General features: G+C 36.7%; 5 protein-coding genes. 1 reads left to right on the forward strand and 4 read right to left on the reverse strand.

Annotated features, from left to right (window positions below; genetic code table 11):
- From ABR854_RS02235 to ABR854_RS02245, 3 genes are all read right to left on the reverse strand, one after another.
- The coding region (locus ABR854_RS02235) for an autotransporter outer membrane beta-barrel domain-containing protein (RefSeq protein WP_350263721.1) at positions 1–2,325 on the reverse strand (2,325 nt) is incomplete at its 3' end.
- Positions 2,326–2,425: 100 nt separating this feature from the next.
- On the reverse strand, positions 2,426–3,283 hold the full coding sequence (locus tag ABR854_RS02240; RefSeq protein ID WP_350263722.1) for a hypothetical protein: 858 nt from the start codon (positions 3,281–3,283) through the stop codon (positions 2,426–2,428).
- Between the two features lie 83 nt (positions 3,284–3,366).
- Positions 3,367–8,826, reverse strand: coding sequence for a beta strand repeat-containing protein (locus ABR854_RS02245; protein ID WP_350263723.1), 5,460 nt, complete (start codon positions 8,824–8,826; stop codon positions 3,367–3,369).
- Between the two features lie 2,372 nt (positions 8,827–11,198).
- On the opposite strand from ABR854_RS02245, the gene ABR854_RS02250 reads away from it, so the two are divergent.
- On the forward strand, positions 11,199–12,026 hold the full coding sequence (locus tag ABR854_RS02250; RefSeq protein ID WP_350263724.1) for an IS5 family transposase: 828 nt from the start codon (positions 11,199–11,201) through the stop codon (positions 12,024–12,026).
- Here ABR854_RS02250 and ABR854_RS02255 read toward each other — a convergent pair.
- Entirely contained in the window at positions 12,010–14,070 is a 2,061-nt protein-coding gene (locus tag ABR854_RS02255; RefSeq protein WP_350263725.1) for a GEVED domain-containing protein, read from the reverse strand. The genes ABR854_RS02250 and ABR854_RS02255 overlap by 17 nt on opposite strands.
- Between the last annotated feature and the right edge of the window lie 25 nt (positions 14,071–14,095).

Consider the following 14,095-nt stretch of genomic DNA (forward strand, 5'->3'; position numbering starts at 1 on the left):
TGGATTTCCCGACACTGGTACTGGTGTACCATATGTCGTACCTGCTGGTACATTCTTATCATTCGTACTTACATTTCCCGTTGTCTGTGCATTTGGCTGTACTACTGCAAAATCAGGATTCAATACTGCACAAGGAGATATTGTTACTACCACACCAGTACCTACTGGACTAAAACAATTATTTGTCGCATCATAATATGCGGGATAGTATGTTCCTGCTATTGTAACAGCCTTAGGATCAGGTACCAATGTCGCCAATGATGGGGTACTTGATGTAAACCATCCTATTGGGGCACCATTAGCATTTGTCGATGGACTTGCATGAGTTGTTAAATCAACTGAAGCTGAAGGACAAATATTAGTTATTGATATGCTTGAACAATTATTAACCTGTACTTCAGCCGTTGTTGCAGGCGAAATACATCCATTTACAACTTGAACTACGCTTACCGTATAAATTCCTGCAGCACTTGGATTCATGACGTTAGCCGTTGTTGTGCTATTGCCTAAACCAGCTGTAGAACCATTAGCACTCGTAATTGACCAGTTAAATGTTGAACCTGACGCTCCTGACGTAGTTAAATTAATTTGGTTGTTTACACAAACAGGATTTGATGAAACTACAATTGTTCCTGGTGCAGCTGGTGCATTGGGTGCAGACAATACTATTGGTCCAGCAAATGGTGTTGCAGATGCACATGAGGTACTTGGATAGCTTACTGAAAAATTAGCATAACTTCCTGTTCCCAAATTTGAAATCGTTGCAGTACCTGCTGTTGTACTTGTTCCTGCTACTGCTGTTTGCTGTGCCCCATCCTTTGAATAACTAATCGAATAGCCAGTATTTGCGGTTAATCCTGATATGGTTATTGAACCTGTGTTTCCTATACAAGTTGTCGGATTTGTTCCTACTACATTGGTTGTTGTAAGCGTTGGAGGAGCTGCATTCACTGATATTTGAGCAGTTGTTGCTGGAGATACGCAACCATTCACTGTTTGTGTTACACTAACAATATAAGTTCCCGCAGTACTTGGTGTCATAGTAGTGTTATTGGTCGTACTATTCCCCAACCCTGCCGTTGAACCATTGCCACTTGTAATTGACCAGTTAAAGGTTGCCCCTGCCACACCATTCGTCCCTAAATTAGTTGTCGATAATGCACAAATTACAGTATTCAACGAACTCTTTATTGTTTCTGGTGCAGCTGGTGCATTAGGGTCACTAAGTGTTATTGGTCCTGCTATTATATTTGAACCAGTACACGATGTGGATATTACTTGTATGTTAGTATAAGTTCCTGCACTAAGATTTGGTATGGTAATACAGCCATTAGCATCAGCTGTCTGATTGGCCAATGAAACACTTGCATTGTTTTTTGAATAATTTACAGTATTTCCAGTACTATTTGCTATTAAACCACAGATTTTAATACTTCCCTGCGAACCACTACAGGTTGTAGGGTTTACATTATTTGTTGTTAAATTACTAATATTCGGACAACATGTAGAAATTTCTACATTGACTGCTGCACTCACAGAACTATAACAATTATTTACCTCATCATAATAGGCGGCGTAATAAGGCCCCGTCGTTGTTACTGCTGATGGATTGGTAACCATAGTTGTCGATGACGGTGTCTTTGAAGTAAACCACTTAACTGGCACTCCATTACTATTCACAGATGAAGTTACGTGGGTAGTTAAATCTACAGACGTTAAAGGACACGTATTCTTTACTGTAATTTCTACACAAGGTATAATATTAACTGTAACTGGCACACTTACTGGGCTATAACAATTATTTACCGCATCATAATAGGCGGCGTAATAGGTACCCGATTCTGTCACAGCAGTTGGATTAAGCACCAGTTTATCAGGTGATAGCGTATTTGAAGTAAACCACCTTACTGAAGAACCATTGGGTGCAGCACTAACATGTGTAGTTAAATTTACATAAGTAAGTGGGCAAGTATTAGTTACCGTTATACCTGCACATGGAGTAGTGGTTACAGTAACACCCTCACTTGTTTGGCTATAACAATCATTTACCGCATCATAAAATGCGGCATAATACGTACCAGCCCCAACACTGGCAGGGTTTGCTATTTTATTTATAGAGGTTGGTGTCGGTTCATTATGCCAAGTGACAATAGTACCAGCAGGTGGTGTGCTTGATACGTGTGTAGTTAAATCTACAGTTTGCGTTGGACACTGATTACTAACACTAATTTGTCCATAAGAATAGCTCTTACCAAATATTAACAGAACCATTAAAATGATTCTGCAAATACTGGCAAATTCTTTATTTATGTATTTGCTATTCATATTGAATTATCGATTAATTTATTAAAATTAAAATGAACAGTTGTCTTTAATAAAAACATTCATTTCATAAGCATAAGAGGTCATTACCTCTTATAATAATTCAACGAACAGTGGGAGCTACCGACCCTGCATTACAGGTGATTACGGGAGCAGTGAGAGTAGCATTCAAATTACATGTATTAGGAGTCCCCAAAGGACTTCCAGAAGATACAATTGTTCCTGTTACAGTAACTTGTTGACTACCAACTGCACCACCACCATTATACGTTACAGGTACATCTACAGTATTTTCTGAACCTGTGGCAACATAAGAAGGAAGCTTTCCTGAAAAATTGGAACCACTTATTTCAAATGAATAGTTAGCACCACCCACTAAGTTAGCAACACCCACTTTATATGTACCTGTTTGTGATGAACCATTTATCGTATAAGTATTAGGACTAAGGGTATTTGTATTACAAGACATTGTTGGTATTGCGGCAGTAACTTGCAATGATGGTGCTGCCGAATTGTTTGAAGTGATCTCATCTGTTGCTCCTTGAGGTAAAACATTTAATTGCGTAGTTTGAGCTCCAGCGGTAGTTATAGCCACACCAATAACGGGTACAGTAATATTCTGAATTTGTAGAGGGTTAATGGTAGTATTGTTTGTTCCCTGCCAACAGCCATTGGCATAAGTCCAATTATATGAACCTCCATCTGTACCAGCAGGGGGTACTGTTGTACTAGCGAATGTATAAAATTGTGTTGGTACACAAATTTGTAACACAATATCTCCTGGAGCAAAAGAACCGTTACCAGAAGCATTACCCGTTTTAATATTTAAATTGGTTGTACCTCCTACGGTTATTGAACCTTGTGCAAAACTGGCACCGACTGTAGCGTCTTGTGCTTTTGCAATAAAAATATTACATAATAGTAATAATACTATTGAAAGACAAAAATTTAAAGGTTTCATTTGAATATAGTTTATATGTTAAAAAAACGAGGCAACATGATCAAATATAATATTTCTATCCTGTTGCCTCGTTTGAAAAATAACTATGGATTAGTACTCGCAATAGTTAATACTGTGATGTTATTACTTGATACAGTATCTCCACCGCTACCATTAGGTATTGAAGCAGTAATTGTAGAAGACGAACCTGCATTTGTTACTGTTAAAGTAATACTAAATGTTGTAGATCCCCCAGGTGCTAATGCAGGAATAGCAAAAGAGCCAAAACCTGTTGTTGTGAATCCTGATGTGAAATCCGGAATACTTAACGTCGCTGGAGTTGAGGCAACCGTACCTTTATTTCTAACAGTTAAGGTATAGGTTTTAGTTGCAGTCGAACTTCCTACCGTAAACAAAGTACCTTGAGTAACATTTGAGAAAAATACAGTCAAATCTACATTTCCTGCCGGCACTGTCACAGCAGTTGATTGTGAACTTTGCACACCATTTACTGTACATACCGCCGTATAACTATCGCCTGCAGCCACTGCTGATGTACTATAAGTAGAACTTGTTGCTCCTGCGATTGGATTACCATTTTTATACCATTGGATAGTTCCTGCACAACCTGTAGATGTAAAAGTAGCTGGCTGCCCTGCTACTAATGGATTGGGCTGTACTGTAACTGTAGGTGCTGCTACTGATGCTGGCACTGTCACAGCAGTTGATTGTCCACTTGACACTCCATTTACTGTACAAACTGCCGTATAACTATCGCCTGCAGCCACTGCTGCTGATGTACTATAAGTAGAACTTGTTGCTCCTGAGATTGGATTACCATTTTTATACCATTGGATAGTTCCTGCACAACCTGTAGATGTAAACGTTGCCGGCTGCCCTGCTACTAATGGATTGGGCTGTACCGTAATTGTCGGTGCTACTGGTGGCACTGTTACAGGAGTTGATGGTGAACTTGGCACTCCATTTACTGTACATATCGCTGTGTAGCTATCTCCTGCAGCTGGTGATGTTGTATAAGTACTGCTCGTAGCACCTGCTATTGCAACATTATTTTTATACCATTGGATAGTTCCTGCACAACCTGTAGATGTAAATGTTGCCGGCTGTCCTGCTACTACTGGATTTGGCTGTGTCGTAACTGTCGGTGCTGTTGGTGGCACTGTTATAGGAGTAGATGGTGAACTTGGCACACCATTTACTGTACATACCGCTGTATAACTATCTCCTGCTGCTGGTGTTGTTGTATATGTACTGCTCGTAGCACCTGCTATTGCAACATTATTTTTATACCATTGGATAGTTCCTGCACAACCTGTAGATGTAAATGTTGCCGGCTGTCCTACAACTACCGGATTCGGCTGTGTCGTAACTGTCGGTGTTGGTGTTCCTACTACATTGGCTGTCACATTAGAGCATGATGACCCACCTGGTGATTGTGAAATAACTAATGTTCGAGACCCTGCTGCACCTGAACCATCAAAAGTAATTGGAATATCCACTGATGTTTGACCTGCTTTTAATTCAGTAATAAATTGATTAGGATTTGCAGAGAAACCTGTGCCTGTTACATAGAATGACGCTGAACCTGTCGTAGTAACACTTATAGGTAAGGTTACTGTACCTGTTTGTCCTACTGTACCAAGACTAAATGTCGGCGTTGCCGTAATAGTGCTTGCACCGCATTGCATAGTATAAGTTGCATAAGTTGACCACACTCGAACTACTGGACTACAAATTGTACCATTTGTGTTATTACTTGAAGAAACTGTAAGCGTTCGGAATGACGCTTGTCCTGTGCCATCATAAAGAAATGGTATAGTAATACTCGTTGTTTGTCCTGCTGTTACATTTGTTGTATATGGGTTCGAATTTCCCACAAAGCCATCACCTGACAAATTTAATGTAACTGGTCCTGACTTACTTGCAGTCACTGGAATAGTTACTGTACCTCCTTGACCAGGTACATTATTAGCAACTAAATAACCCGTACTTGTTGCCGAACTACAATTACCAAATGCTATACGACCATTTGTACTTGTTACTGTCACATTTGGTGTACATGGAGCGGTCGAATTATTTGTAGAATTAATCGAACTTACTGAAATTGCTCTCACCCCAGGAGACCCCGAGCCATCATAAAGAAAAGGTATGTTCAAATTTGTCTGACCATCTACTAAAATAAATTCATAAGGTGAAGGATTCGTTGTAAATCCTGGGCTACTAAAGGTTACTTTAATAGGGCCTGCCTTAGCGTTTGTAATTGGTATCAGAATTGATCCCTTCTGGCCTTGGGCTCCACTTGCTTCAAAATAAAATGGAGCTTCTGTAGCTGTAGCTGTAGCATTGCTACAATTACCCCAAGCAAATGACCCTGGGCGAACAATCGGAGTGAATGTAGCCAAACATCCTCCCTGTGATGCATCCTGAGAACTAATATTGAATGAATTTACTAAATTGGCTCCACCAGTACCATTATACGAGATCGGAATTTTAACTGATGTATCCCCAACATTTACAATTGCTGAATATGGTGATGGGCTTGTCGTTACGCCTGTTCCTGAAACAATAAAAGTTATAGTACCTGCCTTAGTTACACTAATTGGCAATATAACTTCACCTGTTTGTACGGTATTGTCTGTATAGAAATTACCATTGGCATTTGAAGCAGTTGGGGTTGCATTTACTGAAGTTGGACAGTTAAAACTAATTTGTCCAGTAGTTGCATTAACCATAACATTCACATTACAAGAATTGTTACCTGTAGGTCCTTCTTGCAGTGTTACTACTATTTGGCGAGTACCTGAAGTACCACTACCATCATAACGTACAGGAATTACTAAATTAGAAGTCCCTGCTGGTACTGATGCAACATAAGGAGAATCAGTTAAAGAAAATCCTGCTCCTGCAACTGTAACATGTACAACCCCAGCTGTACTTACAGTAATAGGTAATGTAACATCAAACTTCTGCCCAGATTGATTACTGGCTACTAAATTACCAGATGAACTCGCATTAGTACAGTCTACTGACGTAACTTTTGCTGCTACTGCATTTACGTTGGCAGTTACTGTACAAGTACCTGTACCATTTGCAGATGTAATTTGGATAGGGGTTGTACCACCGCCACCACCAGTGTTATTAACTGCGTTTGAACCATCATAAACCAATGGTATTTCAAGGGTAGTTTGTACTGGGGTTGTGCTTACTGAACCAGTATAAGTAGTTGTATTGTTTGGCGATACCTTGAACCCAGACCCATTAACAGTTACTGTTATTGGTCCTGCCGTTTGTACTGTAATTGGTAATTTTAAGGTTGCTATCTGGTTAGCAGTTCCATTGGCAGTTACTGATGTTACTGTTCCTGCTGAGCAATCTCCGAATGTAAAAGCACCCGCTTGGACATTTACATTCTGAGTTATTGTACAAGATTGACCACGAACATCGTTAATTGTAATGGTATAGCTACCAGACGCTGCACCCGTAAACTTTATTGGAATATCAATAGATGGCTGTGCTGCTGTTATTATAACAGATTGCCCAGGTACTGATGATACATAGTTTGGATCAGCTGGGTCAATACCAAAACCAACTGGTGAAGAGCTTACTTTTAAGGTATCGGTTCCTGCGGTAGCACTTGTCAAAAAAACTCGAATTGTACCTGTTGTACTGGTATTCTGTGTGAAAGTTGTTGGGGTAATTTGTGCCCCCGTACAATTTAGCGTAAAGGAAGAGGGGGGTAAACTTACAGTAACAGGTGCATCACATGTTGCCGTTGTGAGATTCGTGATTGTACTACCACTATTTGGTGTGTTTATGATTATAGACCTTACTGAGCCAGTACCTGTCCCATCATACTTAATTGGAATATAAATGAAAGCAGTTGGATTTGTTCCAGTAGCAATAGTGGTACGAAATGGGCTTGTACCACTAATCTTAATTGAAGGGTCCCCTGAAATTGTTACTGAAATTGGACCTGCAAGGTTTGTTGTGATAGGTACTTTTAAATAACCTGTTTGTACAGTGTTATTTGCATAGAATTTTTTAACTGATGCAGTGGATACTGGTGAAGAAACAAGTGTCGAAGTGCTACAATTTCCTAATGTTAAACCACCCTTTAAGGCACTCGTTAGGATTGTAAAAGTTGACTTACCATCTGGAAATACTACATTATTAAATGTTACAACTGTTCCATTGATAGATGTACAATCGTAATACAAAACCTCTCCACCACCATTAGTGTTTGTAAAATTCCCATCTCCCTCTGTATCAACCATCAATTTAATTCGACTAATATCTGTAGTACTAATACCAGCAATATCTTTTAAATCAATCTGAACAGTTACTGCATCTGAAGCGTGATTCAAACTTTGAGCTTGCCACTCACGTGCCAAACGTTTTGAGCCACTATATAAAGTAGGTATATCTGTTGTTATTGTTGTCATGCCATTACCGTCATCTCCCCACACTAAATAGCTCATGTCAGTGCCAAAAGCTCCAACAGTCGTAACTGAGGCATTGTCTTGTTCTATTGTGTTCTCATCATTTCCCATTATAAGTTGAACTTGTCCTGTGATATTAGATGCTGACTGATATTGCATCAATCCAGAATTATCATCACGCCCTATTCCTGCAATATTATTTGTATATATAGTATTTGTAGTACGGTCGAATATTATTGTTGAGCCATCAGATGCTTTGTAATCACCAACAGCACTCTCCAGTGTAATACCATATTTAATACCTAAATAGCTCAGAACTTGAGTCTGCTCTTCTTGTGATAAAGCTCTTTTATAAACAATTACTTCTGAAATATTTCCTCCTGTTGATGATTTGCTACCCCAAGCAGCCATTACCGCTCCACCATATGTGCCTTGATCTGGGTCACCATTTTGAGAAACTGGACTAGAATACCATTGTGTACCATTGCCAGCGTAAGTACGTCCAGTTCCTTGTTTTTTTAGTAAGCCATTCTGAGAGATTGATGTGGTACCCAAATTCCGCCATCCAGTATAGATAACATTTCTATCAAAAATTGTACGATCATAGTAATCATCATAGTCCCATGGTGCATTCCATCCAGCCTTATTATTTGAATGAGCAACCAAAGCTGATGGAGAAGCGTTCCCACCTGCTTCTCCCCAAAAAGTAGTCATTGTATTTTGGGGCGATAGCCCAACCCCAAATACTGTCATTAAATCATACCCTCCAGGTAAATTAAAAATTCTTAAGTTTTTATCATAATAAAAGTAAGTTTTACCACTTATCATATATGCTGGATTAAAATTAGCTACTGATTTTAATGGAACACTTGCCGCATGATCAGTAAAAGGTACAGGTATAGCATGCCGGTTGTTACCACTGGCATCTAACCACTTTGTCGGTGTCGCTCCAAAATCTGCTTTCCACCAACCTTGAAGTTTATCTGCAACACCGCCCGGTTTACCTTGGGCATGTAGCTTCGTGGATATAAAGCAGCTTATCAATACGAATAACCAGATAACTGGAATCTTTCGCATGTTACTGTTTGTAAATTGATGATTCATTGTTTTTACAATTTTAGTTTTTAATTATTACAATTTGGGAGTTAAAAAAAATAGCAAGCCAAGGTATCATATTTTAAAATACGACACGGTTCAATTCATTTTAAATCCCTAAGGAGATTAAAGACAAGAAAATACGGAAGATAGTACTATTGGATATATTTGTTTTTCTTGTGATTAATTATTACTTTTTGAGTTTATTTTTAAAATCATGTTATTAGCTGACAACAACAAATTAGCTATGAAGTATCGCTTATTTCAATCATACTCGGGTGGTAATTGATAACTCTTTGAAAGATATGATTAGGGATTTTTATACAATGGAAGGCTTCCTTTATTTTATATAAAAGAAGGTATAGAGACATTAGGTTTTTGTAAGCTATATGCTCTTGAAGAACGGCACTGCCTAATATTTTTTTATTGTTTACATTATACAATAGTATAGCAACAATAGGAATACTTGTAAAAAGTTTTCTCATTTCACTCTATAATTTTATAATTACTTTTTGGTTTTCTAATAAACTGTTTTCATTAGGCTATGAAATAGTGGCTATTTACAATTCTATTCATACAAAAGTCTAAGACCGAAATAAACCAATTAGTATAAACATGGTTTAAATAAGAGATTATCCCAATGTGAAATTTGAAAAAAATTGCGAATACTATATATGATTTCGCAATAGTCAAAAAGACACATTATATGGTGACAAACAACTCATTGTGGTTACAAAAAAACCAATTAACCTATTTAAAAGACCTCTATAACTAAAAAGAATTGGTATTTATATTATGCCGAGAAATCAACTCCTATGATAAATTTAGTTTACATTAAATGATTTATAATACTAAACAGTAAATCCAAGACATTTATCAAATACTAAATTTTTTATATAATTTATAGTACTATTTTGACTCCAAAACTGTAAAATACAGCTGCATTTGGTGACAATCAACGCCTCATGGTTACAAAATACCAATCAGTTTATTGAAATGATTTATAAAAAAAGGACGTTTCGACTTAGCCAAAAACATGCCAACTTATAGCGTTAGTTGATACTAAAAACATTAGGGATAAATAAGCCCCTCTATGCCGTATTTATCCCCATGTATGATGACTATTGAGTGAATCTTTCATAAGTATTTTATGAAAAGACTTTAAGTAAACAGTGAAATAAAATACTTGCGATACTAAACTTTCACATTATTTATAATGCCATTTTTATTCCATAACTATTAAAGACCATACTATCTGGTGATAATCAACACCTTATGGTTATGAAATACTAATAAATTTATTGAGAAGGCTTAAAAAAAACGCTTCGACTTAGCTAAAAATACACCAACCCATCATATCAGTTGATATTGAAAACATTGGGGATAAATAAGCATCTGTATGCTGTATTTATCCCCATGTATGATGAATATTGAGTGAATCTTTACATAAAATCTATGAAAAGACTTATGAAAGAGTGAAATAAAATACTTAATAATACTAAACTTTCACATTATCTATAATGCCATTTTTATTCCAAAACTGTAAAACAGCACTAAACCTGGTGACAATCAACATTTTATGGTTGTAAAAACAAGCAAACTTATTTAAATGATTTATTAATAAATCGTTTCGACTTAACCAAAATACACCAACTCATAAGATTAGTTGGTATTAAAAACATTGGGGATAAATAAGCACTTGTATGCTGTATTTATCCCCATGTAAATCCACTATTGAGTGAATCTTTGCATAAAATCTATGAAAAGATTAAAAAACTTCTGCTTGCATAAAATTAGCTATAAACTTAGCTTACTTAAACATCATCGGTGATACAATACAAACAATGGTGATAAACTATATCAGTATTGCAAAAAAGACTTTTTAACAACTTTAATTTTTAAAAATCTATACATTCGATTGATTATAATTTAGTAGAAAAACAAAGTAATACTTGTAATGAGTAAGAATGATTAGTAAAACAAAAAGGGCAAATACTTGCCCTTTTTGTAAAGTCATTTCAATAAGCACATAAATAAACCTTTATTATGTTATGTATGAGAAGCGGGATTAGGCTATAAATAACAAAAAATGGTGATATATAACATCAAACGGTGATATTAACCCTTGTATATCAAGCTAACTTACTGATTACCACAACCATCAATATAGGCAGTAAAGGAAGTCCCAGAACCGCTCTCTACAATAAAGGCCTTTTGGACACCCGTTGTTGGTGGAATTAATAGTATTGATTTCTTTGAGTCAAATTTAACATTGTATGCAGAGCCTGTATATAATGAACTTGTTTAAGATTATTTTGGGATTCAAATAGATGCTCAAGAAATAGGTAATTTTGTTTTGCGAATCAAAATATCTAAATCAAATGAGCATCTTAAGCAAAGATAGAGTTAAAAAATATATTCTACCCTATTTAAGTCAGGGTAAAAGAGGTAGAAATTTAACAGAAGATAAACGAGTAAGTATTGTTTTGTCTATTTTTCATCGCTTAAAGACAGGTTGTCAGTGGCGAGAATTACCATTAGAAAAATATTTTAAAGAACACTATAGTTATGAATCTGTCTTTTATCACTTTAATAAATGGAGTAAAGACGGTTCTTGGGAAAGAATGTGGTCATGCTTATTGGATAAATATAAAACTTATTTAGACTTATCCAATATCCAATTAGATGGTTCACAAACCAGAGCTAATAGAGGTGGTAATAAAGTAGGTTTTCAGCTCAGAAAAGCTGATGAAAGTACTAATTTTCTGTATTTATCTGATAGTCAGGGCATTTTAATAGCAATTTCAGAACCATTAAGTGGCCAGCATCATGATTTAGCAGATATAAAACAACAATTTAGCCAAATGATAAGTTGGCTAAATAAAGCCAATATTAGAACGGATGGATTATTCTTAAATGCAGATGCTGGTTTTGATAGTCAAGAATGCAGGCGTATCTGTACACAATTTCAGATTGAAGCTAATATAGCCTTCAACACAAGAAATGGGTCTATTAATGACAGAAAAGAGTATTTTGACGAACTTTTATATGAAAATCGTTATGTTATTGAGAGAGCCTTTGCTTGGTTGGATGCTTTTAAGGCTTTACTTATCAGATATGAAACAACAGCAAGTAATTGGTTGAACCTCAATATTATAGGAATGATAGTATGTTTCGTCCGAAAAATATCTGCTAAACTAAAATGTTAAACAGGTTCAATATTTTATTTGATGCAGTGATTGTACCATCTGTTTCTTTTTTGATTGTACCCGATGATATATCATCCGTTGGAGGAACCAAAACAATCGGATCACTATTACACAAAGGATTAATTGTGATTCCATAATCTTCAATTTGCCCAGAACCAAAGCCATTCGCCCCTACAATAGTACATGAGTTTGAAGATGATGATGGGTCTGCAAGAACCCTCATTCTTAAAAGTGTACTTTGTACTGCTGTTGTTGGGATACTGATAGTTCCAGTTAATACATTCCCTCCGGAAGCTCCACTTGTATTACCTGACAGTACCATCTCTCCTGCATCCGTAAAACTTCCATTATTGTTATAATCTAAATAAATTTTCACAGCATGAACATTTGTAAAATTCCCAGTTACGCTTAACGTATAACTACTTCCAGCATTAACCGTGGTTTTTGTAGTACAAGACTTATCTGTGTAATTTACTCCATCCGTTAATGAAGTACTTGATGATGAATTGATAGTAGTGATACCTGTAAATGTAAAATTGGTAATACCAAAATATTGACTAAGCCCATTAGTAACACTTGGGATACAAGCAACTGTTGGAGATGGACTTACGCTTACTGTTGTATTTGCATTGGCACTTGCAGCACAACTACCTTCTGTACAACTAACACCGTAAGTAGTCGTTGAAGTTGGTGATACAGTTTTGGTGGCTCCAGTACCTAAACCATTTGTCCAAGTATATGTACCGCTGCAATTACTTGCTGATAGTATCACGAGTGAACCAGCACAATTTGGTGTAGAAGCATTGTTTGATACGATTGGAAGCATTGAAGTTGTTCCACTAATTGTGATTGACTTAGTATAAGTACAGTCGTTTTTATCGGTTACGGTTACACTATATGTTCCTGGAGCTAACCCATTGATTGTTTGCGTAGTTGCACCAGTATTCCATAAATAACTTTTTGCTCCTTTATCAAAATTTGCCGTAGCAGTTGCATTATTCATACCTTGTCCGCAATTTGGATTTGTGCTTATAATACTTAATGTGGCATCGGTGGTGGCATCGGTGGCAACTACATTATAGGTGTATGGACTTTGAGTTACACCACCAATCTTTACTCCAGAAATTGTTACCTTATAAAGGACATCGGCAGTGCCTGAAAATGTAGGAGCAACTGCCAAATCCCAGACCAAAGTATTATCACCATATCCTGTTTCTACAGTATTCTTTGTCAGACTTACTGAATTATTATTTTCATCTAATACCACAATATTTGCTGCGGAAAAATCAGCATTGGGTATCCCGAACGACCATCTTTGTGGAATTAAAGTTCGAGGCATATAACCAGCAATTGGCCATGCAATAAAAGCAGGAAGTGTACTTGGAGTGCCAGTTGCTCCTTGTACCCATAAGGCATCGCTATTATCAGTACTACCATGCCCAAATGTTAATGCCCGTGAGTAGATTATCCATCTTCTATGCCCTGCCATATAATTTCCGGGGCCAGTATCATCCATAAAGGATTTCATGGCATTTGATGCAAAGTTACCTAATGATAAGTTTGAATTACCCGCCCCATTATACCCATTTATAGTATAGCATGTCCACGTATTAGGAGGAAAATGATTTAAGGCATTATTTGCTTTCATCATTAAGGCAGCCTCTTGGGTCTGTAAATCATAAGTGTTACTGTAGGATACATCTGTCAAACCCACCAAATTTCTAAAATAATTAATCCTTTGAAATGTAAGATTTTGAGCAGCCGTAGAAATAATTCCAGCATTACATGTGCCTACACTACCAGTCCAACCTAAAGTTGTAGAATTACAAGCAGAACCTAAATAATTTGCATTGTAATTATTGACAATGGTTGTTCTATTACAAGTGGTAGTAACTGAACGAAGCTGAGCATAATTAGAAGAAAAAGTATTTTCAAAATTTTGCATCTCAGTATGCTGTGCTTTTGGTGGCGTACCTAATATTTGAGCAAATCCACCATAGCTTAATATAAAAAATAAAGAAAACGTTTGGAGATTTTTTTTCATATTACTTATTGGGTTAAATGGATTA

Origin of the sequence: Emticicia sp. W12TSBA100-4 (assembly GCF_040253585.1) — a bacterium.
Taxonomy (GTDB): domain Bacteria; phylum Bacteroidota; class Bacteroidia; order Cytophagales; family Spirosomataceae; genus Emticicia.

Coding starts and splice junctions, on each gene's coding strand:
- ABR854_RS02240 (WP_350263722.1), bottom strand. CDS start 3,283: ATGAAACCTTTAAATTTTTGTCTTTCAATAGTATTATTACTATTATGT.
- ABR854_RS02245 (WP_350263723.1), bottom strand. CDS start 8,826: ATGAATCATCAATTTACAAACAGTAACATGCGAAAGATTCCAGTTATC.
- ABR854_RS02250 (WP_350263724.1), top strand. CDS start 11,199: ATGAGCATCTTAAGCAAAGATAGAGTTAAAAAATATATTCTACCCTAT.
- ABR854_RS02255 (WP_350263725.1), bottom strand. CDS start 14,070: ATGAAAAAAAATCTCCAAACGTTTTCTTTATTTTTTATATTAAGCTAT.